At 76.0% G+C, this 23220-nt stretch carries 24 protein-coding genes; 17 read left to right on the top strand and 7 right to left on the bottom strand.

The annotated features are described in order from the left end of the window. The first annotated feature begins 11 nt into the window (after positions 1-11). The 9 genes from LY71_RS19855 (at position 12) to LY71_RS19815 (ending at position 11090) form a co-directional block, all read left to right on the top strand. A complete protein-coding gene (locus LY71_RS19855; RefSeq protein WP_106280968.1) occupies positions 12-1940 on the top strand; it encodes a TIGR03960 family B12-binding radical SAM protein in 1929 nt (642 codons plus the stop codon). A gap of 12 nt (positions 1941-1952) precedes the next feature. Next, positions 1953-2720: a TIGR03936 family radical SAM-associated protein gene (locus tag LY71_RS19850; RefSeq protein ID WP_106280966.1), complete on the top strand. Its 768-nt coding sequence runs from the start codon at positions 1953-1955 to the stop codon at positions 2718-2720. Between the two features lie 298 nt (positions 2721-3018). Further along, on the top strand, positions 3019-6267 hold the full coding sequence (locus LY71_RS19845; protein ID WP_106280965.1) for a ribonuclease E/G: 3249 nt from the start codon (positions 3019-3021) through the stop codon (positions 6265-6267). A 182-nt stretch (positions 6268-6449) separates the two neighbouring features. After that, positions 6450-6761: a 50S ribosomal protein L21 gene (gene rplU, locus LY71_RS19840; protein ID WP_091113808.1), complete on the top strand. Its 312-nt coding sequence runs from the start codon at positions 6450-6452 to the stop codon at positions 6759-6761. A gap of 7 nt (positions 6762-6768) precedes the next feature. Next, the gene (rpmA, locus tag LY71_RS19835; protein WP_106280963.1) at positions 6769-7026 is read left to right on the top strand and encodes a 50S ribosomal protein L27; all 258 of its coding nucleotides are present in this window, start codon (positions 6769-6771) and stop codon (positions 7024-7026) included. Positions 7027-7176: 150 nt separating this feature from the next. Further along, positions 7177-8673, top strand: a complete 1497-nt coding sequence (obgE, locus tag LY71_RS19830) for a GTPase ObgE (protein WP_106280961.1) — start codon at positions 7177-7179, stop codon at positions 8671-8673. Next, complete coding sequence (gene proB, locus LY71_RS19825; protein ID WP_106280959.1) at positions 8670-9806, top strand: glutamate 5-kinase; 1137 nt, start codon at positions 8670-8672, stop codon at positions 9804-9806. The genes obgE and proB overlap by 4 nt, the downstream gene beginning before the upstream one ends. Continuing rightward, entirely contained in the window at positions 9803-10285 is a 483-nt protein-coding gene (gene def / locus LY71_RS19820) for a peptide deformylase (RefSeq protein ID WP_106280957.1), read from the top strand. The genes proB and def overlap by 4 nt, the downstream gene beginning before the upstream one ends. Positions 10286-10307: 22 nt before the next feature. Beyond that, positions 10308-11090, top strand: coding sequence for an isocitrate lyase/PEP mutase family protein (locus LY71_RS19815; RefSeq protein ID WP_106280955.1), 783 nt, complete (start codon positions 10308-10310; stop codon positions 11088-11090). A gap of 216 nt (positions 11091-11306) precedes the next feature. Here the strand turns inward: LY71_RS19815 and LY71_RS19810 are convergent, their stop codons facing one another. From LY71_RS19810 to LY71_RS19800, 3 genes are read right to left on the bottom strand one after another with little or no spacing between them, the layout of a single operon-like run. Beyond that, positions 11307-11681 (bottom strand): hypothetical protein, encoded by a 375-nt coding sequence (locus LY71_RS19810; protein WP_106280952.1) that lies wholly within the window; start codon positions 11679-11681, stop codon positions 11307-11309. A 5-nt stretch (positions 11682-11686) separates the two neighbouring features. Next, on the bottom strand, positions 11687-11992 hold the full coding sequence (locus LY71_RS19805) for a hypothetical protein (protein WP_106280949.1): 306 nt from the start codon (positions 11990-11992) through the stop codon (positions 11687-11689). Further along, positions 11989-12645, bottom strand: a complete 657-nt coding sequence (locus tag LY71_RS19800) for a maleylpyruvate isomerase family mycothiol-dependent enzyme (protein ID WP_106280947.1) — start codon at positions 12643-12645, stop codon at positions 11989-11991. Before LY71_RS19800 ends, LY71_RS19805 begins: the two co-directional genes overlap by 4 nt. Positions 12646-12718: 73 nt before the next feature. Between LY71_RS19800 and LY71_RS19795 the strand changes: the two genes are divergently transcribed. After that, the gene (locus LY71_RS19795) at positions 12719-13165 is read left to right on the top strand and encodes a MarR family winged helix-turn-helix transcriptional regulator (protein ID WP_106280944.1); all 447 of its coding nucleotides are present in this window, start codon (positions 12719-12721) and stop codon (positions 13163-13165) included. A gap of 7 nt (positions 13166-13172) precedes the next feature. On the opposite strand, the gene LY71_RS19790 is transcribed toward LY71_RS19795, so the two are convergent. From LY71_RS19790 to LY71_RS19775, 4 genes are read right to left on the bottom strand one after another with little or no spacing between them, the layout of a single operon-like run. Further along, complete coding sequence (locus tag LY71_RS19790; protein WP_106280941.1) at positions 13173-13583, bottom strand: Fur family transcriptional regulator; 411 nt, start codon at positions 13581-13583, stop codon at positions 13173-13175. Beyond that, entirely contained in the window at positions 13580-14602 is a 1023-nt protein-coding gene (locus LY71_RS19785; RefSeq protein WP_106280940.1) for a metal ABC transporter permease, read from the bottom strand. Before LY71_RS19785 ends, LY71_RS19790 begins: the two co-directional genes overlap by 4 nt. Beyond that, positions 14603-15406 carry a metal ABC transporter ATP-binding protein gene (locus LY71_RS19780; RefSeq protein ID WP_245888124.1) on the bottom strand — a complete coding sequence of 268 codons (804 nt, stop codon included), beginning with the start codon at positions 15404-15406 and terminating at the stop codon, positions 14603-14605. It abuts the gene before it with no gap. Continuing rightward, positions 15403-16353 carry a metal ABC transporter substrate-binding protein gene (locus LY71_RS19775; protein ID WP_106280936.1) on the bottom strand — a complete coding sequence of 317 codons (951 nt, stop codon included), beginning with the start codon at positions 16351-16353 and terminating at the stop codon, positions 15403-15405. The genes LY71_RS19780 and LY71_RS19775 overlap by 4 nt, the downstream gene beginning before the upstream one ends. A 65-nt stretch (positions 16354-16418) precedes the next feature. Between LY71_RS19775 and LY71_RS19770 the strand changes: the two genes are divergently transcribed. The 7 genes from LY71_RS19770 (at position 16419) to LY71_RS19740 (ending at position 23128) form a co-directional block, all read left to right on the top strand. Then, the gene (locus LY71_RS19770) at positions 16419-17672 is read left to right on the top strand and encodes a glutamate-5-semialdehyde dehydrogenase (RefSeq protein WP_106280933.1); all 1254 of its coding nucleotides are present in this window, start codon (positions 16419-16421) and stop codon (positions 17670-17672) included. Positions 17673-17723: 51 nt separating this feature from the next. Continuing rightward, on the top strand, positions 17724-18611 hold the full coding sequence (locus tag LY71_RS19765; RefSeq protein ID WP_106280930.1) for an AAA family ATPase: 888 nt from the start codon (positions 17724-17726) through the stop codon (positions 18609-18611). After that, positions 18611-20059 (top strand): vWA domain-containing protein, encoded by a 1449-nt coding sequence (locus LY71_RS19760; protein WP_106280928.1) that lies wholly within the window; start codon positions 18611-18613, stop codon positions 20057-20059. Before LY71_RS19765 ends, LY71_RS19760 begins: the two co-directional genes overlap by 1 nt. Before the next feature lie 93 nt (positions 20060-20152). Beyond that, positions 20153-20863, top strand: a complete 711-nt coding sequence (nadD, locus tag LY71_RS19755) for a nicotinate-nucleotide adenylyltransferase (protein WP_245888123.1) — start codon at positions 20153-20155, stop codon at positions 20861-20863. Further along, positions 20860-21420 (top strand): ribosome silencing factor, encoded by a 561-nt coding sequence (gene rsfS / locus LY71_RS24280; protein ID WP_170121421.1) that lies wholly within the window; start codon positions 20860-20862, stop codon positions 21418-21420. Before nadD ends, rsfS begins: the two co-directional genes overlap by 4 nt. Continuing rightward, complete coding sequence (locus LY71_RS19745; RefSeq protein WP_106280926.1) at positions 21417-22166, top strand: histidine phosphatase family protein; 750 nt, start codon at positions 21417-21419, stop codon at positions 22164-22166. Before rsfS ends, LY71_RS19745 begins: the two co-directional genes overlap by 4 nt. Before the next feature lie 68 nt (positions 22167-22234). Then, complete coding sequence (locus tag LY71_RS19740) at positions 22235-23128, top strand: DegV family protein (RefSeq protein WP_106280924.1); 894 nt, start codon at positions 22235-22237, stop codon at positions 23126-23128. The last annotated feature ends 92 nt before the right edge of the window (positions 23129-23220 follow it).

Raw genomic sequence — 23220 nt, 5'->3', positions numbered from 1 at the left:
CTGGACCGGTCATGTCTGGACAGAGTCTCTACCCCCGTCTCGAACCGCTGCTGGCCCAGGTGCAGAAGCCGATCCAGTACGTCGGCGGGGAGCTGAACGCGCAGGTCAAGGCGTGGGACGACGTCGCCGTCCACTGGGCGCTGATGTACCCCGACGCCTACGAGGTGGGGCTGCCCAACCAGGGCCTCATGATCCTGTACGAGGTGCTCAACGAGCGTCCCGACGCCCTGGCCGAGCGCACCTACGCCGTCTGGCCCGACCTGGCCGCGCTGATGCGCGAGCACGGTGTCGGCCAGTTCACCGTCGACGCCCACCGCGCCGTCCGCGACTTCGACGTCCTCGGCGTCAGCTTCGCCACCGAGCTCGGCTACACCAACCTGCTCGAGGCGCTCGACCTCGCCGGCGTCCCGCTGCACGCGGCCGACCGCGACGAGACCCACCCGGTCGTCGTCGCCGGCGGGCACGCGGCGTTCAACCCCGAGCCGATCGCCGACTTCGTCGACTGCGCCGTCCTCGGTGACGGCGAGCAGGTCGTGGGGGACGTCACCGACGTCGTCGCGGCGTGGAAGGAGCAGGGCCGCCCCGGCGGGCGGGTCGAGCTGCTGGCCCGCCTGGCGCGCGTCGACGGCGTCTACGTGCCCCGCTTCTACGCCGTCTCCTACGGGCCCGGCGGTGCGATCGCCGCGGTCACCCGCACCCGGGACGACGTCCCGGCGCGGGTCGGCAAGCGCACGGTCATGGACCTCGACGAGTGGCCCTACCCGAAGACGCCGCTGGTGCCGCTCGCGGAGAGCGTGCACGAGCGGATGAGCGTGGAGATCTTCCGCGGCTGCACCCGCGGCTGCCGGTTCTGCCAGGCCGGGATGATCACCCGCCCGGTGCGGGAGCGGACGATCACCGGCATCGGCTCGATGGTCGACCAGGGCCTGCGCGCCACCGGCTACGAGGAGGTCGGGCTGCTCTCGCTGTCGAGCGCCGACCACTCCGAGATCGGCCAGGTGGCCAAGGAGCTGGCCGACCGCTACGAGGGCACCAACACCGGCCTGTCGCTGCCGAGCACCCGGGTGGACGCCTTCAACGTCACGCTGGCCAACGAGCTGTCCCGCAACGGCCGGCGCTCCGGGCTGACCTTCGCCCCGGAGGGCGGCAGCGAGCGGATCCGCCGCGTGATCAACAAGACCGTGTCCAAGGAGGACCTGGTCCGCACGGTCACCACGGCGTACGCCAACGGCTGGACGCAGGTGAAGCTGTACTTCATGTGCGGCCTCCCGACGGAGACCGACGAGGACGTGCTGGAGATCGCCGAGCTCGCCGTCGAGGTCATCCGCGCCGGCCGCGAGGCCAGCGGGCGCAAGGACATCCGCTGCACGGTCTCCATCGGCGGTTTCGTGCCCAAGCCGCACACCCCCTTCCAGTGGGCCGGGCAGGCCAGCGCCGAGACGATCGACCACCGGCTGAGGGTGCTGCGCCAGGCGATCAACGCCGACCGCCGCACCGGCCGCTCCATCGGCCTGCGCTACCACGACGGCCAGCCCGGCGTGGTCGAGGGACTGCTCTCCCGCGGTGACCGCCGGGTGGGCCGGGTGATCGAGCGGGTGTGGCGCGAGGGTGGCCGCTTCGACGGCTGGAGCGAGCACTTCTCCTACGAGCGCTGGACCGCGGCCGCGGCCGCCGAGCTCGCGCCGCTGGGCGTGGACCTCGACTGGTTCACCACCCGCGAGCGCACCCAGGACGAGGTGCTGCCCTGGGACCACCTGGACTCCGGGCTGGACAAGGAGTGGCTCTGGGACGACTGGCAGGACGCCCTGTCGGAGGAGGAGGTCGCCGACTGCCGGTGGACCCCCTGCTACGACTGCGGGGTCTGCCCGACCAACGGCACCGAGATCCAGATCGGTCCCACCGGGCGCAGCCTGCTCCCGCTGACCGTCGTGGGTCGCTGAGGTGGCCCGGTAGTGGCCCGCCAGCCCGACGGGCCGCCCCCGCCGCCCACCGTGCAGAAGCTGCGGCTGCGCTACGCCAAGCGCGGCCCGCTGCGCTTCGCCTCGCACCGCGACCTCGCCCGGGCGCTGGAGCGGGCGCTGCGCCGCGCTCAGGTGCCGATGGCCTTCTCGGCCGGCTTCTCCCCGCACCCGAAGATCTCCTACGTGGGCGCGGCGCCGACCGGGGCGGCCAGCGAGGCCGAGTACCTGGAGATCGGCCTGGCCCGGCGGTGTGACCCCGAACAGGTGCGCGCCGCGCTGGACGCGTCGCTGCCGGCCGGCGTCGACGTCCTGGAGTGCGTGGAGGCGGCCGAGGGCGGCGGGTCGCTGGCCGACCGGATCGACGCCGCCCGGTGGCGGGTCGAGCTGCCCGGCGTGGAGCCGGCCGAGCTCGCCGCCGCGGTCGAGGAGCTGCTGGCCCGCGACGCGGTGCTCGTCGCCAAGCGCACCAAGAACGGCGTGCGCGACGTCGATGCGCGCGGCCCGGTGGCCTCGGCGTCCACGGGCGGGGAGGCAGGTTGTGCCATACTGCACGTGGTCGTCCGGCAGGTGACGCCCGCCGTTCGACCCGACGACGTGGTGGCCGCTCTGGCTGCCGTCGCCGACCTGCGCCCGCCGTCGCCCCCACGGGCCGTGCGTGAGGCGCAGGGCCGGCTCGACGGCAGCGGGACCGTGGCCGACCCGCTCGGTCCCGACCGAGAGGCGCGCGCCCGCTGCCAGGGGGAGCACGCCGCGGTCTGACCGGGCAGCCCGGACGCCCCTGCGCCGTCGAGCGACACGGCTGCCAGACGTGCCGCCGCCCGGCACCACCCGAGACCACCGCACCACCGCACCACCTGCAGTCCGCACCACCTGCAGTCCGCACCACCTGCAGTCCGGCCCCGGCCGCGGCGACCGCCGCGCGGGACCGACCACAGACTTCGCAGGCCGGGCGGCCGCCGCACCCCTCGCGGCCGCCCGGCCCGCCCAACCCGTGCTCCTGCGCGGCCGCCTGTCCTCCGATCGGCGCCCGGGAGCACCACACAGGAGGCGAGCCCTCGTGGCCGACCAGGACGACGACACCACCACCGGCGACAGCACCACCGGGGACACCGGCGGGACCCCCGCCCCCGGCACCCAGGACCCGGACACCCCCGACCTCGCGCCCGGCGACGCCGCCGCGGTCGCCGAGGTGCTGAGCGGGGAGGCGGCGACCGGGGAGACCCCCGACGAGCCGCCCGCCGAGACCGCCGTGGCCGAGCCCCCGGCGGCCTCCCTCGCCGAGCTCCCGCCGGTCGAGCCTCCGGCGGCCGAGCTCCCGGTGGCCGAGCTCCCGGTGGCCGAGCTCCCCGTGGCCGAGGCCCCCGCCGAGGAGGAGCCCGAGGACGACCCGGCGCCGTCCCCCTTCGGCGCCCAGTTCAGCTCCCCGGAGCCCACCGCCGTCATCGCCCGCCCCCGCCGCCGGGCCACCCGCCCGGCCGGTGCGGCCGACCCCGGCACCGTCACCCCGCCCCCGCCGCCGGTGGCCCCCGCCATCCCGGCCTTCGTCAGCTTCGTCGCGCCCGAGGCCGAGGTGGCCCCCGCGCCGCGCCGGCGCAGCCGCCGGCCGCTGCCGGAGTCCCCGGAGGTCGAGGACGCCGCCGCGCCGGACGAGGAGACCGAGGAGACCCCGGCGCCGCGCTCGCGCCGCGGCCGCTCCCGGCGCCGCGGCGGCGAGACCCCCGCGGTCGAGGAGCCGCGTCCCGACGAGGACGCCGCGGACGAGGCCGAGGACGTCGACACGGACGTCGAGGGCGAGACCGACGCCGACACCGACGCCGACCGCGAGGACGGCGGCGGCAGCCGGCGCCGCCGTCGGGGCCGTCGCGGCCGCGGCCGGGGGCGCACCGGCGACGACGCCGAGGGTGACGGCGAGGACGCCGCCGAGGACGCCGCCGAGCGGACCGGCGAGGACACCGACGACGACGAGTCCGACGACGAGGACACCGACACCGAGACCGACGACGAGGCCGGCGAGGGCGACGAGGCCGAGGGCGGGTCGAGCACCCGCCGTCGCCGTCGCCGCCGTCGCCGCGGCGGGGACTCCGCCGCCGAGGCCGCGACCGACGACGACGACCGCCCCGAGCGCGCCGGTCGCACCGGCCGCACCACCAGCGACGACGACGTCCGCGGGGTCGCCGGCTCCACCCGGCTGGAGGCCAAGCGCCAGCGCCGCCGCGAGGGCCGCGACACCGGCCGCCGCCGCGCACCGATCCTCAGCGAGGCGGAGTTCCTCGCCCGCCGCGAGTCGGTCGAGCGCCGGATGGTCATCCGCCAGCGCGGCGAGCGCACGCAGATCGCCGTCCTCGAGGACGGGGTGCTCGTCGAGCACTACGTGACCCAGGCGCAGGCGACCTCGTTCGCCGGCAACGTCTACCTCGGCCGCGTGCAGAACGTGCTGCCCAGCATGGAGGCGGCCTTCGTCGACATCGGCAAGGGCCGCAACGCCGTCCTCTACGCCGGCGAGGTCAACTGGGACGCCGCCGGCCTGAGCGGCAAGCAGCGCTCGATCGAGCAGGCGCTGAAGTCCGGCGACAAGGTGCTGGTGCAGGTCACCAAGGACCCGATCGGCCACAAGGGCGCCCGGCTGACCCAGCAGGTGAACCTGCCCGGCCGGTTCCTGGTCTACGTGCCCGGCGGCTCGATGACCGGCATCAGCCGCAAGCTGCCCGACACCGAGCGGCAGCGGCTCAAGGACGTCCTCAAGAAGATCGTCCCCGAGGACGCCGGCGTGATCATCCGGACGGCCGCGGAGGGCGCCTCGGAGGAGGAGCTCACCCGCGACGTCGCCCGGCTGCAGGCGCAGTGGGAGGTCATCCAGACCAAGGCGTCGTCCAGCAACAACGCGCCGACGCTGCTCTACGGCGAGCCCGACCTCGCCATCCGGGTCATCCGCGACGTGTTCAACGAGGACTTCAGCGAGCTCGTCGTCCAGGGCGACGACGCGTGGGACACCGTCGAGGCCTACGTCGCGCACGTCTCCCCGGAGCTGACCGGGCGGCTGACCCGGCACACCGGCGAGGGCGACGTGTTCCGCGACCTGCGGGTCGACGAGCAGCTGGCCAAGGCGCTCGACCGGAAGGTGTGGCTGCCCTCGGGCGGCTCGCTGGTCATCGACCGCACCGAGGCGATGACCGTCGTCGACGTCAACACCGGGAAGTTCACCGGCTCGGGCGGCAACCTGGAGCAGACCGTCACGCGCAACAACATGGAGGCGGCCGAGGAGATCGTCCGCCAGCTCCGGCTGCGCGACATCGGCGGCATCATCGTCATCGACTTCATCGACATGGTGCTGGAGAGCAACCGCGACCTGGTGCTGCGGCGGCTCACCGAGTGCCTGGGCCGCGACCGCACCAAGCACCAGGTCGCCGAGGTCACCTCGCTGGGCCTGGTGCAGATGACCCGCAAGCGGGTCGGCCAGGGCCTGCTCGAGGTGTTCTCCGAGCCGTGCGAGCACTGCCGCGGCCGGGGGGTGCTGGTGCACACCGACCCGGTCGACGACAAGCGGCGCGGCGGCGGGGGCAACGGGTCGGGCGGCTCGGGGGGCTCGGGGAGCCCCGGCAGCTCCGGTGGGGGCAACGGCCGGCGCGACCAGTCCCGCCGGGACGCCGAGCGCAAGGAGACCGAGCGCAAGGAGACCGAGCGCAAGGAGACCGAGCGCAGGGACGCCGAGCGCAGGGACGCCGAGCGCGCGGAGGCCGAGCCGGTCCCCGTGCCGGCCGGCGCCGAGGCGGCCGAGGGCAGCGGTCCGGAGAGCGGGGACGGCCAGCGGTCCGGCGGCCGCCGCCGCGGGCGCCGCAACCGCGGCCAGGCCGGCGAGGAGCGCGCCGCCGAGGACGCCGCGGTGCTCGCGGCGGCCTCCGGTGACGTCGACGACGCGGTCGAGGCCGACGGCGTCGAGGTCGCCGAGGCGTCGGCCACGGAGGTGACCGAGCCGGTGGACGCCGGGGCGGACAGCGGCGTGCCCGTGACCAGCGGGCCGGAGCCGGTCATCGAGGGGCCCACCGGGGCCGAGCTCGCGGCCGCCCCGGCCGTGCCGGAGCCCGCCGCGGCGAGCGACGCGGCGCCGGTGCAGCCGGTGGCCGACGAGGACGACGAGGACGAGGACGTGCCCGCGTCGGCCGGCCCCGACGACCCAGCCCCCTCCCGCGACCCGCAGGCACCCGGCAGCGACCCCGCCGCCGCGTCGAACGGCGGCGCGGAGCCGGCCGGTGGACGTCCGCGCCGCCGCCGCGCGGCCAGCCGCCCGGCCGGCCCGCCGGCCTCCTGAGGCTGCGGGGGCGCGTTCGACCCCGTCCCGGCCGCTCGGGTACGCTGGTCGGGTTGCACCGCCCCGGACCGGGTCCTGCCCGGGGCCGATGAGGCGGTGCGGCCCGTCCAGCACCCGGCGCCCGCGCCGGGGTGCGTGCAGGGCGCATCGCGGGACAGACAGCAGCGATCGAGGAGTCAGTGGTGTACGCAGTCGTGAAGGCCGGTGGCCGGCAGCACAAGGTCGCCGTGGGCGACCGGTTCACGGTCAACCGTCTCGTGGGCGAGGCGGGCGACACCGTCACCCTGCCGGCCCTGCTCCTGGTCGACGGCGAGACCGTGACCAGTGACGCGCAGGCCCTGGCCGGCGTCACCGTCACCGGCGAGATCGTCGGCCACGGCAAGGGCCCGAAGATCCGCATCCACAAGTTCAAGAACAAGACCGGCTACCACAAGCGTCAGGGCCACCGTCAGCCGCTGACCGACGTGGTCGTCCGCGACATCACGAAGGGCTGACGACGACATGGCACACAAGAAGGGCGCCTCGTCCTCCCGCAACGGCCGCGACTCCAACGCCCAGCGCCTGGGCGTGAAGCGCTTCGGCGGCCAGGTCGTCAAGGCCGGCGAGATCATCGTGCGCCAGCGCGGCACCCACTTCCACCCGGGGCTGGGCGTCGGCCGTGGCGGTGACGACACGCTGTTCGCCCTCGAGGCCGGTGCGGTCACCTTCGGCACCCGCCGCGGCCGCAAGACCGTCTCGATCACCACGGTCGAGGCCTGACGAAGGACCTCCTCGCCCCCGCGCCTCGCGAGCTCGGCGCGGGCCCCCTGCGAGGGGGCCGTTCCAGCAGGTCACCACGTCACGAGCGCACGGGCCGGCCGGCCCGTGCGCTCGTCGGCGTTGAGCAGGCAGTGAGCAGGTAGAGCAGACATGGCCGCGTTCGTCGACCGCGTCGTCGTGCACGTCGCCGCAGGCAACGGCGGTCACGGCGTCGCATCCGTGCACCGCGAGAAGTACAAGCCCCTCGGTGGCCCCGACGGCGGCAACGGGGGCAACGGCGGTGACGTCGTCCTCGAGGTGGACCCCAACGTCCACACCCTCCTGGACTTCCACCACCGGCCGCACCAGCGCGCCGGCAACGGCCGCCCCGGCGCCGGCAGCCACCGCAACGGCGCCAACGGCGAGGAGCGGGTGCTGCGGGTGCCCGAGGGCACCGTCGTCAGCGTCGGCGGCGAGGTGGTCGCCGACCTCGTCGGCGCCGGCACCCGCGTCGTCCTCGCCCAGGGCGGCCGGGGCGGTCTCGGCAACGCCGCGCTGGCCAACCCGCGCCGCAAGGCGCCCGGCTTCGCGCTGCTCGGCGAGCCCGGTGAGGCCTTCGACGCGGTCCTGGAGCTCAAGAGCGTCGCCGACGTCGGCCTGGTGGGCTTCCCGTCGGCGGGCAAGTCCTCGCTGATCGCGGCGATGTCCGCCGCCCGGCCCAAGATCGCCGACTACCCGTTCACCACGCTGGTGCCCAACCTCGGCGTGGTCCGGGCCGGCGACACGGTGTTCACGATGGCCGACGTCCCCGGGCTCATCCCCGGCGCGGCCACCGGCAAGGGGCTGGGCCTGCAGTTCCTCCGGCACGTCGAGCGCTGCGCGGTGCTGGTGCACGTCGTCGACACCGCGACCCTCGAGCCCGGGCGGGACCCGGAGACCGACATCGAGGCGCTGGAGCACGAGCTGCGCGAGTACGGCGGCGAGGAGCTCGACCTGGTGGGCCGGCTGCGGTTCGCCGTCCTCAACAAGGTCGACGTCCCCGACGGGCGCGACCTGGTCGACCTCGTCCGGTCCTCCCTCGAGGACCGCGGGCTGCGGGTGTTCTCGGTCAGCGCCGCGACGGGGGAGGGGCTGGCCGAGCTGGGCTACGCGCTGGCCGCCGCCGTCGAGGAGCACCGCGCCGCGCTGCCCGCGCCCGAGCCGGCCCGCGTCACGCTCACCCCGCGGGCCGTCGACGACTCGGGCTTCACCGTCACCCCCGACCCGGACGACGAGGGCACCTTCGTCGTCCGCGGCGTCAAGCCCGAGCGCTGGGTGCGGCAGACCGACTTCACCAACGACGAGGCGGTCGGCTTCCTCGCCGACCGGCTCAACCGGCTCGGCGTGGAGGAGGAGCTCACCCGCCTCGGCGCGCAGGAGGGCGACACCGTCGTCATCGGCGACGTCGCCTTCGACTTCCAGCCCACCCTGCCCGCCGGCACCCCGCTGGCCGAGGAGACCGCGGGCCTGGGCGGCCGCGGCACCGACAGCCGCATCGACGCCCCGCACCGGGTGCGCGCCGCCGAGCGGCTGGCGGCGAAGAAGGCCCGCCGGGTGCCCTACGAGCTCACCGAGACCTGGACCGACGACGAGCTGCCCGACGACGAGCCGCCCGGGGACGACGCGTGAGCGCCCGCCCGGAGATCGCCGGTGCCGGCCGCGTGGTGGTCAAGGTCGGCTCCTCGTCGCTGACCACGCTGCCCGGCGGGCTCGACCCGGCGCGGCTGACCGCCCTGGTCGACGTGCTGGCCGCCGTGCGCGCGCAGGGCCGCGAGGTGGTGCTGGTGTCCTCCGGCGCGATCGCCGCCGGCCTGGCCCCGCTCGGCGTCGAGGGCCGCCCGCGCGACCTGGCCACCGCCCAGGCGGCGGCCAGCGTCGGGCAGCTGCGGCTGGTGCAGACCTACGCCGACGCCTTCGACCGGCACGGGGTCACCATCGGCCAGGTGCTGCTCACCGCCGACGACCTCACCCGGCGCAGCCACTACCGCAACGCCCGCCAGACGCTGGAGCGGCTGCTCACCCTGGGCGCGCTGCCGATCGTCAACGAGAACGACACGGTGGCCACCGAGGAGATCCGCTTCGGCGACAACGACCGGCTCGCCGCGCTGGTCGCGCACGTGGCCACCGCCGACGCCCTGGTGCTGCTGTCCGACGTCGACGGCGTCTACGACGGCGACCCGCGCACCGGCCCGGCGCGGCTGCTCGACCGGGTGCGCGGCGCGGGCGACCTCGCCGCGGTCACCCTCGGCACCGCCCGCCGCAACGGCGTGGGTACCGGCGGCATGGCCACCAAGGTCGAGGCGGCGCTGATCGCCTCGGGCGCGGGCGTGCCGGTCGTCGTCACCTCCACCCCGCAGGCCGCCGCGGCGCTGGCGGGGGAGCGGGTGGGCACCCTGTTCGAGCCGCACGGCCGCCGTCCCACCGGCCGGCAGTTCTGGCTGCGCTACGCCAGCCGGCCGCGCGGCCGGCTGCTGCTCGACGACGGCGCCGTGCGCGCCGTCCGCGAGCGGTCGGCCTCGCTCCTGGCCGCCGGCATCACCGGCGTCGACGGCGACTTCCTCGCCGACGACCCGGTCGAGCTGGTGGGCCCGGACGGCGGCGTGGTCGCCCGCGGGCTGGTCGCCTACGACGCCCGCGAGCTGCCCGCGCTGCTGGGCCGGCGCACCCCCGACCTCGACCCGGAGTACCGGCGCGAGGTCGTGCACCGCGACGAGATGGTGCTGGTCGGGGCGCCGCGGGGGGCTGCGAGACTGCCCCGGTGACGATCCGTCCCATCCGCGAGCTCGGTGACCCGGTCCTGCGCACCCCGGCCGACCCGGTGCGCGCCTTCGACAGGGAGCTGGCCACCCTGGTGCGCGACCTGGTGGAGACCGTCGACCACCCGGGCCGCGCGGGGCTGGCCGCGCCGCAGATCGGCGTCGGCGCGCGGGTGTTCTCCTGGAACATCGACGGCGTCATCGGGCACGTGGTCAACCCGACGCTCACCGAGGTGTCGGAGGAGACCCAGGACGGCGACGAGGGCTGCCTGTCGGTGCCGGGCCTGTGGGCGCCCACGGTGCGGGCGATGCACGCCGTCGTCGAGGGCTTCGACGTCCACGGGGAACCGGTCCGGGTCGAGGGCAGCGGGTTGATGGCGCGCTGCCTGCAGCACGAGGTCGACCACCTCGACGGCAAGGTGTTCCTCGACCGGCTGACCGGCGAGGCCCGCAAGACCGCCCTGCGCGCGCTGCGCGACCGGTAGCCGGGCCCTACGGTCGGGTGCCGTGACCGACCTCGCCAGCCACGCCCGCACCCTCCTCGACCTGCACACCGCTCCGGAGATCCTCGTCCTCGCCAACGTGTGGGACGTCGTCTCCGCGCAGGTGGTGGCCGCCACCGACGGCGTCCGCGCGCTGGCCACCGCCAGCCACGGCATCGCCGCGACGTTCGGCTACCAGGACGGCGAGAACATCCCGCTCGACCTGCACCTGGACATGGTCGGCCGGATCGCCGCCGCGGTGGACCTGCCGGTGAGCATGGACATAGAGGCCGGCTACGGCGACGCCGGCGAGACCGCCCGCCGCGCGATCGAGAAGGGGGTCGTCGGCGGCAACCTCGAGGACCAGATGAAGCCGCTCGACGAGGCCGTGGCCGCCGTCGAGGCGGTCGTGCGGGCCGGTCGCGACGCCGGGATCGACTTCGTGCTCAACGCCCGCACCGACGCCTTCGTGCGCGCCGCCGAGGGCGCCGACCGCGGGGAGCTCGTCGCCGAGGCGATCCGGCGCGGCCGGGCCTTCCTCGAGGCCGGCGCCCCGGTGGTGTTCGTGCCGCGGCTGGTCGACCGCGAGGAGATCGCCGCGGTCGTCGAGGGCCTCGGCCCCGGGAAGCTGACGCTGATCAGCGTCCCCGGGGCCTCGCTGCCGGCCCGCGAGATGCAGGAGCTCGGCGTCGCCCGGGTCTCCACCGGCCCGTTCACCCAGCGGGTCGCGCTCACCGCGCTGCAGGACGCCGCGGCCGAGATGGTCGCCGGCGGCGTCCTCCCGCCGGGGACCCGGGCGCTCAACTGACGCGACGACCGGGTCGGCCAAGGGCCGTCCTGGCCGACCCGGTACGAGGGCGCCGTCCTCGGCGGGTGACCCACGTGGACGGGCAGGACGCGACGACCAGGCTGCCCCAGCTGCTCGCCGCCGCCGAGCGCGGCGAGGAGGTCGTCATCGTCGGCGGCAACCAGCCGGTCGTGCTGGACGCCGCGCAGTCGGAGGCCGTTCACGGCGACCGGCGGGTCACCGGGTCGCCGCGTCGGCAGGGACCACCACCCCTCCGGTCGGGACCACCAGGCCGCGGACGTCGAAGCGGGTCACCACCTCGGGCGGGTGCGGCCGCCCGGCCAGGACCTCGTCGACCAGCGGTGCGATGACCTCGCGGCCGTAGCGGTCGTACTGCTCGCGGGAGTCCCACACCTCGACCACCCGCAACCCGTCGGCGGTCGGCCAGGCCAGGTGGACCAGCCGGCCCTCGAAGGCCCCGCCGGTGCGCTCCAGCAGCAGCCGGTGCACCGTGTCGTACAGCTCCACCAGGTCGTACCGCACCTCCGGTGCGGACACGTCCTCGGTCACCGCCCAGATCACCACGTCCTCCTCCTCGGCCAGCCGGGACACGGGCGTCAGACGACGACGCCGGCCCGCGGCAGCACCAGGCCGCGGACCTCGAACTCGGTGACCACCGAGGGCGGCCGTTCCCGTCCGCCCAGCACCTCCGCGGACACCGGCCCGACCACCTCGCGGATCCCGCGCTCGTAGGCCTCGCGCGACTCCCACACGTCGATCACCTGGAAGCCGTCCGCGGTCGCCCGGGCCAGGTGCAGCAGCAGGCCGTCGACGGCCGGGTCCATCCGCCCGAGCATCGCCGCGTGCAACACGTCGTAGGTCTCCACCGGTGCGGACACGTCGGTGATCACACCCAGGGTCATGTCGTCCTCCTCGACTCCTCCCGGCGGCCCGTCGCCGTCGGCAGCCGTTGCACCCCCGCGCCGGAGAGCCGGTGCACCGTGGCGGTGCGGCCGGTGACCAGCAGCAGCAGGTCGCCGGTCGTGCCCTCGACCGGTGCGCCCTCGCCCAGCACGAGGTCGCCGTCCGTGGCCTGCAGCCGCAGGCCGGCCAGGCGCTTCCGTGCCCGGAACGGGAAGCTCATGTCCCAGGCCCGCCGGGCCGCCACGGCCGCAGCCGCGGCCGGGACCGGGCGCGGCCGGCCCAGCGGGATGGCGATGTCCTGGCCGTGCACGAGGACGTCGGTGAGCGGCTCGACCGGGCTGACGAAGGGCGCCCGCCGCCGGGAGCCGACCATCGCCCGGATCCGCCGGCCGTACTCGGCGTCGGGCAGCGGGCCGACGCGCAGCGCGGAGTCGCGGATAATCCGGTCGAAGCTGCCGCGGGCCCGGATCGCCGGGACGATCGCCTCGCGGAGTGTCATGTGCGCCTGGGTCAGGTGCGCCGCGACGTCCCGCACCCGCCAGCCCGCGCAGAGGGACGGCGTCTCCCACTCCGCCGACGTGAGGTCGTCGAGCAGGTCGGCCAGGCTCGCCCGCTCCGCGTCGATGCTGCGCCAGACGTCGTCGAGGTCCACGACGACCTCCTCGGAGTTGGTACGATGATCTGACCATTTAGTCAGAAGGTCTGACCATCGTCAAGGGGGGCGCGTGAGCGAGCCGGACGGGGACCACCAGAACCTGGCCCTGCTCTGCTTCTACCCGCACCGGGCGATGGAGGCCCGGCTGCTCGCCACGGTGGCGGCCGCGGGCTTCGACGACCTGACCCTCGCCCAGGCGCGCCTGGCCGCCCGCATCGGTCCCTCCGGCACCCGGCTGACCGACCTGGCCGAGCAGGCGCTGGTCACCAAGCAGACGGCCGGCCACCTCGTCGACCAGCTCCAGCGCGCCGGCTACGTGCGCCGCGTGCCCGACCCGACCGACGCCCGCGCGCGGCTCGTGCAGATCGCCGAGCGCGGCGAGCAGTTGGTGGCGGTCGCCCGCCGGGTGGAGGCCGAGGTCGAGGCGGAGTGGACGGCGCACCTGGGCGAGGAGGCCACGGCCCAGCTGCGCGCGGCGCTCACCCGGCTGCGCGAGCTGACCGACCCCTACCGCTGAGCGGGCCTCAGCGCCGGGCGGCGGCGCAGGCCGCGCAGGTGCCGAACACCTCGAGCTGGTGCTGGACGTCGGCGAAGCCGTGCTCGGCGGCCACCCGGGCGGCCCAGCGCTCGACCGGCGGGTCGGCCACCTCGACGGTGCGCCCGCACGACCGGCAGACCAGGTGGTGGTGGTGCACCGGCGAGCAGCGCCGGTAGGCGGCCTCGCCGACCTCGCTGCGCAGCACGTCGACCAGGCCGTCGTCGACCAGGGCCTGCAGCGCCCGGTAGACGGTGGCCAGACCCACGCCGTCGCCGCGCTCGCGCAGCAGGGCGTGCAGCTCCTGGGCGGTGCGGAAGCCGTCGAGCTCGTCGAGCAGCGCCAGCACCGCCGTCCGCTGCCGCGTCTGCCGGCGGGCGGGGACCTCGGCCGCGCTCACGGCCGATCCCTCCCCACCGGGGGGACGACGGCGTGCTCGCTGTGCTCGTCGTAGTGGGTGCCGGTGCCGGTCCGGTGCGGCGCGTGCAGGTGCCCGTCGTGGTCGTAGTCGACGTGGTCGCCGTGCGGCACCGGCCGGTGGCCGCAGCCCTCGCCGTGCTCGTGCGGGTGGGCGGCGTGCACCTCGACCTGGCGGCCGTGCCGCCGCCGCGCCGTCGCGTCGCGCAGCGCGACCCCGGCGGTGACGACGAGGAACAGCGCGATGGCCAGCAGCACGATCGTGCCGCCCGACGGGGTGCCGGTGTAGTACGAGCCGGCGGTCCCGGCGACGCTGACCACCACGCCGACGCCGCAGGCCAGGTACAGCGTGCTGCGGAAGCTGCGGCCCACCAGCTGGGCGACGGCGCTGGGCAGGATCATCAGCGCGCTGATCAGCAGCAGCCCGACCACCCGCATCGACAGCACGACCGTCGAGGCGACCAGTGCGGCCAGTACGACGTTGAGCGGCAGCACCGGCAGGCCGACGGCCCGGGCGTACTCCTCGTCGTCGCTCACCGCGTACAACCGCCGGCCGAGCAGCCCCACCACGGCCAGCACCACCACGGAGATGACCGCGAAGACGGCGACGTCGGCGGCCGTCGTCGTCGTGATGGCGCCGAAGAGGTAGGCGTCGAGGTTGGTGGCCTGCCCGCGCGGGGCCAGCGACAGCAGCACGACGCCGCCGGCGATGCCGCCGTAGAAGAGGACGGCGAGGGCGACGTCGCCGCTGGTGCGCCCGCGGGCGCGGACCAGCTCGATGAGCACCGCACCGAGCACGGCGGCGACCAGCGCCGTCCCGACCGGTGCGCTGGAGGTGAGCACGCCGACGCCGACGCCGGTCAGCGCGACGTGCCCCAGGCCGTCGCCGAGCAGTGACAGCCGCCGCTGGACCAGGAAGACGCCGACGGCGGGCGCGACCAGGCCGACCATGAGGCTGGCCACCAGTGCCCGCTGCATGAACCCGTACTCGAGCAGTTCCACCTAGCGGCTCCCGTCGCGCAGGCGCACGGCGTCGGGCGCCGGCCGCGGCTGGTCGAGGCGGTAGCCGCGGACCGGCGGCTGCGCGGCCTCGTCCGGGTGGTGGCAGTCCGGGCCGGCGGCTCCGGCCCCGGCCAGCGGCCCGTCGTAGGTGAGCCGTCCGGAGTCGACGACGACCGCGCGGGTGAGCACGCCGGCCAGCGGGCCGGTCTCGTGGGTCACGACGAGCAGTGTCGTCCCGGCCGCCGCCACCCGCGCCAGCACGGTGGCCAGCGCCGCCTGGCTCGCCGCGTCCACCCCCGCGGTCGGCTCGTCCATGACCAGCAGCTCGGGCTCGGCGGCCAGCGCGCGCGCCACGAGCACCCGCCGCTGCTGGCCGCCCGACAGCGCGGCCACCGGGTCCGCCAGCCGGTCGGCCAGGCCGACGGCGTCGACGGCCTCGGCCACGGCGGCCCGGTCCCGCGCGCCGGGCCGGCCGAACAGGCCCAGCCGCGGCAGCCGGCCGACGCCGACCACCTCGCGCACCGTGGCCGGCATCGCCCCGCTGACGGTGTGCCGCTGCGGCACGTAGCCCACGCGGCCCCGCTCGCGCAGCCGGCCGACGGGCGCGCCGAGCACCTCGACGGTGCCGCCGAGGACGGTGGCCAGGCCGAGCAGGCCCCGGGACAGGGTCGTCTTGCCCGAGCCGTTGGAGCCGAGGACCGCGACCGCCTCGCCGCGCCGCACGGTCAGGTCGGCGTCGCGGACGATGGCCACGTCGCCGTAGCCGATGGTGGCGCCGGAGAGCCGGATCGCGGGATCGGTCACGCGCAGCCCTGCCCCTCCTGCAGCGTGGCCAGGTCGGCCCGCATGACCTCGAGGTAGTCCGAGCCGGCCGACTCGTCGGTCAGCCCCTCCAGCGGGTCGAGGACGGCGGTCTGCACCCCGGCCTCCTCGGCGACGGTCTCGGCGACGGCGGGGTCGACGAGGGTCTCGGTGTAGACCGTCGTCACGCCGCGCTCGCGGACCAGCGTAGAGATCTCGGCGAGCTGCGCCGGGTCCGGCTCGGCCGAGGGGCTCAGGCCGTTGATGCCGACGACCTCCAGGCCGTAGCGGTCGGCGAGGTAGCCGAAGGCGTCGTGGCTGGTGACCATCGTGGTCACCGCGCAGTCGGCCAGGCCCTGCTCCATCTCGGCGTCGAGGGCCTCGAGGTCGCCGCGCAGCGCCGCGGCGTTGTCGCGGAACGTGGCCGCGCCGTCGGGGTCGACCTCGGCGAGGCGGTCGGCCAGCGCGTCGCCGACGTCGGCGAGGCGGGTGGGGTCGAGCCAGAAGTGCGGGTCGGGAGTCTCCTCACCGCCGTGCTCGGCGTGCTCCTCCTCGGTCTCGCCCTCGTGCTCGTGCGCCTCGGTGGTCAGCGAGAGGTCGGCGGCCTGCCCGGCGTCCCAGGCGGCGTCCCCGGCCTCGGCGGCGGCGTCGTCGAGCGCGGGCTGGAAGCCCTCGAGGTAGACGAGCAGGTCGGTCTCGGTGAGCGTGGCGACGTCCTGCGGGGTGAGCTCCAGGTCGTGCGGCTCGGCGCCCGGCGGGGTGAGCGAGGTGACGTCCACCCGGTCCCCGCCGACCCGCTCGGCGGCCCACTGCAGGGGGTAGAAGGCGGCGACCACGGCCACGCCGTCGGCGGCGCCGGCCTGCGCGTCGTCGGAGCCGCAGCCGGTGAGCAGCAGGGCGGTGGCGGCAGCGGCGGCGGAGGCGACGGCGCGCGTCGAGGTCCTGGGCATGAGAACCATTCTCACACGGTTGCCGGACGGTCCGGGCGACCGGTCCGGCGCGTACCCTCCGGGACGTGCCCGACGTCGCCGAGCTCCCGCTGATCGGGGCCGCCGCCCTGCGTGCCCGCGCCGCCGCCCGCGTGCTGCGCACCCTGCCGACCGACGTCAAGGACGCCGCGCTGTCCGCGATGGCCGACGCGCTGGTCGAGCGCACCGACGAGGTGCTGGCCGCCAACGCGCTCGACGTCGAGGCCGCGGCGGCCGACGGGACCCCGGCCTCGACGGTCGACCGGCTGCGCCTCGACCCCGCCCGGGTGGCCGGCGTGGCCGCCGCGCTGCGCGAGCTGGTGGCCCTGCCCGACCCCGTCGGCGACGTCGTCCGCGGCTCGCGGCTGCCCAACGGGCTGCAGCTGCGGCAGGTGCGGGTGCCCTTCGGCGTGGTCGGGATCGTCTACGAGGCCCGCCCGAACGTGACCGTCGACGCCGCGGGCCTGTGCCTCAAGAGCGGCAACGCGGCGCTGCTGCGCGGCTCGGCCTCGGCCTACCGCACCAACGCCGCGCTGGTCGCCGTCCTCACCGAGGCGGGGGAGAAGGCCGGGCTGCCGGCCGGCTCGGTCGAGCTGCTGCCCGCCGACCGCGCCTCGGTCGGGGAGCTGCTGTCCGCGCGCGGCCACGTCGACCTGGTCATCCCGCGCGGCGGCGCCTCGCTCATCCAGCGCGTCGTCCGCGAGGCGCAGGTGCCGGTCATCGAGACCGGCGTGGGCAACTGCCACGTCTACGTCGACGCCTCCGCCGACGCGGCGATGGCCGAGGCGGTCGTGCTCAACTCCAAGACGCACCGCGTGAGCGTCTGCAACTCCGCCGAGACGCTGCTGGTGCACCGCGACGTGCCGTTCCTGCCGCGGCTGCTGTCGGCGCTGGTCGACGCCGGGGTCACCCTGCACGGCGACGACGCCGCCCGGGCCGCCCACGACGCCGTCGTCCCGGCCACCGACGAGGACTGGGCCACCGAGTACCTGTCGATGGACATGGCCGTGCGGGTGGTCGACGACCTGCCCGCCGCCCTCGACCACGTCGCCCGGTGGAGCAGCGGGCACACCGAGGCGATCGTCGCCGACTCCGCGGCCGCGATCGCCGCGTTCACCGCCGGGGTCGACTCCGCCGCGGTGATGGTCAACGCCTCCACCCGGTTCACCGACGGCGGGGAGTTCGGCTTCGGCGCCGAGATCGGCATCTCCACCCAGAAGCTGCACGCCCGCGGGCCGTTGGGCCTGCCGGAGCTGACCAGCACCACCTACGTCGTCACCGGGAACGGCCACACGCGCTGAACCCGGCCACCGAGCCGCCACCCGCCCCACCGCCCCACCCGAGGAGCGCGCATGCCCCGCCCGCCGACGCAGACGCCGCAGTTCTCCTCGGTCGCCGACGTGAGCAAGCGGCTGGCGACCGCCGGGTACCTGCCCGACGCGCAGATCGCCACGACGGTCTTCCTCGCCGACCGGCTGGGCAAGCCGCTGCTGGTCGAGGGCCCGGCCGGCACCGGGAAGACGGAGCTGGCCAAGGCGCTGGCGACGGCGACCGGCTCGGAGCTCATCCGGCTGCAGTGCTACGAGGGCCTCGACGAGGCGCGGGCGCTCTACGAGTGGAACTACAAGAAGCAGCTGCTGCGCATCCAGGCCGCGCAGGGGAGCGACGGCGCCGACTGGCACGCCGTGCACGACGACGTCTTCGGTGAGGAGTTCCTGCTCTCCCGGCCGCTGCTGACGGCGATCCGGCGCACCGAGCCCACGGTGCTGCTCATCGACGAGACCGACAAGGCCGACGTCGAGGTGGAGGGCCTCCTGCTGGAGGTGCTCAGCGACTTCCAGGTGACCATCCCCGAGCTCGGCACCGTCACCGCCACCCGGCGGCCGACCGTGGTGCTGACCTCCAACGCCACCCGGGAGCTGTCCGAGGCGCTCAAGCGGCGCTGCCTGTACCTGTCGCTGGACTACCCGTCGGCCGAGCGGGAGCGGGAGATCGTGCTGTCCCGGGTGCCCGACCTCGCCCCTGGGCTCGCCGAACAGCTGGTGCGCACCATCCGCGCGCTGCGGGCGCTGGAGCTGAAGAAGTCGCCGTCGATCTCGGAGACCCTCGACTGGGCGCAGACGCTGCTCGAGCTGGGCCTGGACACCCTCGACGAGACGGCGGTGCGCTCGACGCTGGGCGTGGTGCTCAAGCACGCCAGCGACCAGGACCGGGCCGCCGCCGAGCTGCGGCTCAACTGATGACCGCGCCGTCGTCCGCCACCGGGGGTCTCGCCGGGCACCTCGACGGCTTCGTGCGGGCGGTGCGCGAGGCCGGCATCCCGGTGGGCATCAGCCAGGCCGTCGACGCCGCGGAGATCCTCACCGTCGTCGACCTGCTCGAGCGCGAGCAGCTGCGGCACGGACTGGCGGCGGTGCTCCTGCAGCGGGCCGCCCAGCGGCCGGCCTACGACGTGCTGTTCGACCTGTGGTGGCCGCTGGCCGACCGGCCCGCGGGCGACCCGTCCGACGGGGACGCCGAACCCGGGGACGCCGGACCCGGGGACGACGACGCCGGCTCGACGCTGGACCTCCCCGACGGGCACGGTGACGAGCGCGACCTCGCCCAGCGGATGCGCGAGGAGCTCGCCCGGCTGCTCGTGGACGGCGACGACGAGGCGCTGCGCCGCTTCGCCCGCCAGGCGGTCGACCAGCTGGGGCGGGCGCCGACCTCGCCGTCGGGGCAGTCCTACTTCGGCTACCGGGTCATGCGGGCGTTGTCGCCGGACACGCTGGTCGCCCAGCTGCTCGCCGGCCTGCTGGGCGACGGCGGCCGCGGCGGGCTGGCCGAGCAGGTGGCCCGGCAGACGGTGCGCGAGCGGCTGGCCGCCTTCCGCGCCGCGGTGGACGCCGAGGTGCGCCGGCGGGCGGCGGCCGAGCGCGGCCGCGAGCGGGTGGCCAGGAGCGCGGTGCGCCCGCTGGCCGACCAGGTCGACTTCCTGCGCGCGCAGCAGGCCGACCTCGCCGAGCTGCGGCGGACCGTGGCGCCGCTGGCCCGCCGGCTGGCGGTGCGGTTGTCGGCGCGGCGGCGGATGGGCCGCGTCGGGCGGCTGGACTTCCGGCGGACGGTGCGGGCGTCGCTGGGCACCGGCGGGGTGCCGGTGGTGACCCACCACCGGCCGCGGAAGGTGCACAAGCCCGAGCTGGTGGTGCTCTGCGACGTCAGCGGCTCGGTGGCCGGCTTCAGCCACTTCACGCTGATGCTCACCCAGGCGCTGCGCGAGCACTTCTCCGGCGTGCGGGCGTTCGCCTTCGTCGACGCGACCGACGAGGTCACCCGCTTCTTCCGGCCCGGCGCCGACGTCTCCGACGCCATCGGCCGGATCGGGCGCGAGGCCGACGTCGTGGCCTTCGACGGGCACAGCGACTACGGCAACGCCCTGGAGGTGTTCGCCGACCGCTGGCCGTCGGCGGTCGGGCCCAAGACGTCGCTGCTGGTGCTCGGCGACGGACGGACCAACTACCGGCAGCCCGGCCTGCCGGTGCTCGCCGACCTGGTGAAGCGGGCCCGCTCGGCCCACTGGCTCAACCCCGAGCCGCGGCGGCTGTGGGGGAGCGGGGACTCGGCGGCCGACCGCTACGGCGAGGTCATCGACATGGTCGAGTGCCGCAACGCCACCCAACTGGCGGACTTCGTCACCACCCTCTGACCCGCCCGCCGGGTCCGCGGGGACCCGGCGGCCCTGAGCCCCCGCCCCGGGTCCTCGCGGGCCGCCTCCGCGCCGCCCGGCTAGGCTCGATCGGTGGGCGGCAGCCGGATCGGGGTGATGGGTGGGACGTTCGACCCCGTCCACCACGGGCACCTGGTGGCCGCCAGCGAGGTCGCCGGCCTCTTCGGCCTCGACGAGGTGGTGTTCGTCCCCACCGGCCAGCCCTGGCAGAAGAGCGAGCGCGTGGTCAGCGCCGCCGAGGACCGGTACCTCATGACGGTCATCGCCACCGCGTCCAACCCGCGGTTCTCCGTCAGCCGGGTCGACGTCGACCGCGAGGGCCCGACCTACACCATCGACACCCTCACCGACCTGCACGAGCAGCACCCCGACGCCGAGCTGTTCTTCATCACCGGCGCCGACGCGCTGGCCCAGATCCTCAGCTGGCGCGACAGCGAGCGCTTCCTGCGGCTGGCGCACTTCGTCGGCGTCACCCGGCCCGGGTACACGCTCGCCGACGGGCACCTGCCGGAGGGCTCGGTCAGCCTGGTCGAGATCCCGGCGCTGGCGATCAGCTCGAGCGACTGCCGCGACCGCGTCGCCCGGGGGATGCCCGTCTGGTACCTCGTGCCCGACGGCGTCGTGCAGTACATCGAGAAGCGCGGGCTCTACCGCTCCGCGCCCGGGGCTCGCCGCACCGGCGGACCCCGCGGGGACCGGCCGGCCCACGACCGCCCACCCGGACCGTCCCCCTCCGACCCGACCGACCCACCAGCTCCCCACCTCCAGGAGGTGCCGCGATGACCGCCTCGGCCGAGGCGCGGGAGACCGCGCTGCTCGCGGCCCAGGCCGCCGCCGACAAGCTCGCGACCGACGTCTCGATCGTCGACGTCAGTGACCGGCTGGCGATCACCGACGCGTTCGTGCTGGCCGCCGCGCCCAACGAGCGGCAGGTCCAGGCGATCGTCGACGAGGTCGAGGAGCGGCTGCGCCGGCACGGGGTCAAGCCGGTGCGCCGCGAGGGCGTGGCCGAGGCCCGCTGGGTGCTGCTGGACTTCGTGGACGTCGTCGTGCACGTGCAGCACACCGAGGAGCGGGCCTACTACGCGCTCGAGCGGCTCTGGAAGGACTGCCCGACCATCCCCTTCGTCGACCGCGCCGCCCCGCCGGCCGCCGACGGCGCCGGTGCCCCCTCCGGCACGCTCTCGGCCGACGACGTCGACCCCGGCAGCTCCGACCCGGTGCCGCTGACCCCCGACCCCACCGCGGACGTTCCCGACGAGGAACTCGTGGAGGACGACCTCGTGGAGAGCGACCCGCTGCAGGACCCGGCCGGCGGCCCGGAGGCGACCGGCCGGTGACGGCCGCTGTCCCCGACCTGCCGGTGCCCCGCCTCGTCGTCTGGCGCCACGGCCGGACCGAGTGGAACGCCACCGGCCGCTTCCAGGGACAGCTCGACCCGCCGCTGAACGCCGAGGGCCGCGGGCAGGCGGCGCGCACCGCGCCGCACCTGGTGGCCGGCGGTCTGGCACCCGAGCGCACCGTCGTGGTCTCCAGCGACCTCGTCCGGGCCGCCGAGACCGCCACCGCGCTCACCGGTCTGCTCGACACGCCGCTGCGCCTCGACGAGCGGCTGCGCGAGCACGGTCTGGGCTGCTGGGAGGGCCTGACCCGCGAGGACGTCGCCGCCCGGTACCCCGAGCAGTACGCCGACTGGCTGGCCGGCCGCCCCGTGCAGGGCCGCGGTGGGGAGGACGCGCCGGCCGTCGCCGCCCGGGCGCTGGCCGCGCTCGCCGACCTGCCCGAGGCCGAGGTGGCCGTCGTGGTGACCCACGGCGGCACCGCGGGGCGGCTGATGGAGGCGCTGCTCGAGCTGGGCCCCGAGCACCGCCGGGTCTTCGGCCCGCTGGCCAACTGCGGGTGGAGCGAGCTCGCCCGACAGGGCACCCGGTGGCGGCTGATGCGCCACAACTGCACCGTGGCCGACGTGCCCGCCCCGGCTCCCGAGGCGGCGGCACCAGGAGCGGACGCGGCTCCGGTCGAGGCCGGGGCCACCCCGGAGGAGGGGGCACCGACGACGGCGCAGGACGCCGACGCGGTGCTCTGAGCCCCCTCCCGCGGTCCCGTCCGTCGCCTGCTCCGGGCGCGCCGGAGGGTCCGGGCTAGCCTCCCCTGGTGGTCGTCGCCGTGGTCACCGACTCCACGGCCTACCTCCCGACCGACGTCGTCGCCCGCTACGGCATCGAGGTCGTGCCCTGCTACGTCGTCCTCGCCGGGCGGTCGGGCCGCGAGGGCGAGGACGTCACCCCCGAGGACGTCGCCCGGGCACTGAGCAGCCGAGGTCAGAAGGTCTCCACGTCGCGCCCGACCCCCGGTGACTTCGTCGCCGCGTACCGCCGGCTCCTCGCCGGGGGCGCCGACCGGGTCGTGTCGATCCACCTGTCCGCCGACCTCTCCGGCACCTGGGACGCCGCCCGCCTGGCCGCCGCGCAGGTGGGCGAGCACCTGGTCACCGTCGTCGACTCCCGGTCGACGGCCATGGGCACCGGCTTCGCCGTCCTCGCCGCGGCCCGCGCCGCCGCCGGCGGCGCCACTGCCGCGGAGGTGGCCGCGGACGCCAACGGCACGGCCGCGCGCACCCGCACGCTGTTCGTCGTCGACACCCTCGAGCACCTGCGCCGCGGCGGCCGGATCGGCGCGGCTGCCTCCCTGCTGGGCACCGCGCTCGCGGTCAAGCCGGTCCTGCACGTCGTCGACGGCCGCGTGGTCCCGCTCGAACGCGTCCGGACGTCCGCCCGCGCCCTGTCCCGCCTGGTGCAGCGGGCGACCGAGGCCGCCGGCGGGCCCGGCGCGGCCATCGCCGTCCACCACCTGGCCGCGCCGCAGCGCGCCGAGCGCCTCGCCACGGAGCTGCGGCAGGCCATCCCCGGCATCCGCGAGTTCCACGTCAGCGAGCTCGGCGCGGTGGTCGGCGCGCACGTGGGCCCGGGGGCGGTGGGCGTGGTCGTCGCGCCGGCCGACGAGCCGCCGCCCGGCGACGACGAGGACCCCGAGACGCCGGAGGCCTGAGCAGAGGACGAGGTGCACGGGCGCAGCCTGCACCCGGCCGGGCACCACCCCGCGCCGGTCGTCCACAGGGGACCGCGCCGTCCACAGCCGCC

Source organism: Geodermatophilus tzadiensis (assembly GCF_003002915.1).
Lineage (GTDB): Bacteria > Actinomycetota > Actinomycetes > Mycobacteriales > Geodermatophilaceae > Geodermatophilus > Geodermatophilus tzadiensis.
Note: the sequence above shows the minus strand (reverse complement) of the source record. Positions and strands in the feature narration are given on the sequence as shown.

Coding starts and splice junctions, on each gene's coding strand:
- LY71_RS19775 (WP_106280936.1), bottom strand. CDS start 16,353: ATGCCCAGGACCTCGACGCGCGCCGTCGCCTCCGCCGCCGCTGCCGCC.
- obgE (WP_106280961.1), top strand. CDS start 7,177: ATGGCCGCGTTCGTCGACCGCGTCGTCGTGCACGTCGCCGCAGGCAAC.
- LY71_RS19765 (WP_106280930.1), top strand. CDS start 17,724: ATGCCCCGCCCGCCGACGCAGACGCCGCAGTTCTCCTCGGTCGCCGAC.
- LY71_RS19855 (WP_106280968.1), top strand. CDS start 12: ATGTCTGGACAGAGTCTCTACCCCCGTCTCGAACCGCTGCTGGCCCAG.
- LY71_RS19760 (WP_106280928.1), top strand. CDS start 18,611: ATGACCGCGCCGTCGTCCGCCACCGGGGGTCTCGCCGGGCACCTCGAC.
- LY71_RS19805 (WP_106280949.1), bottom strand. CDS start 11,992: ATGACCCTGGGTGTGATCACCGACGTGTCCGCACCGGTGGAGACCTAC.
- rpmA (WP_106280963.1), top strand. CDS start 6,769: ATGGCACACAAGAAGGGCGCCTCGTCCTCCCGCAACGGCCGCGACTCC.
- rsfS (WP_170121421.1), top strand. CDS start 20,860: ATGACCGCCTCGGCCGAGGCGCGGGAGACCGCGCTGCTCGCGGCCCAG.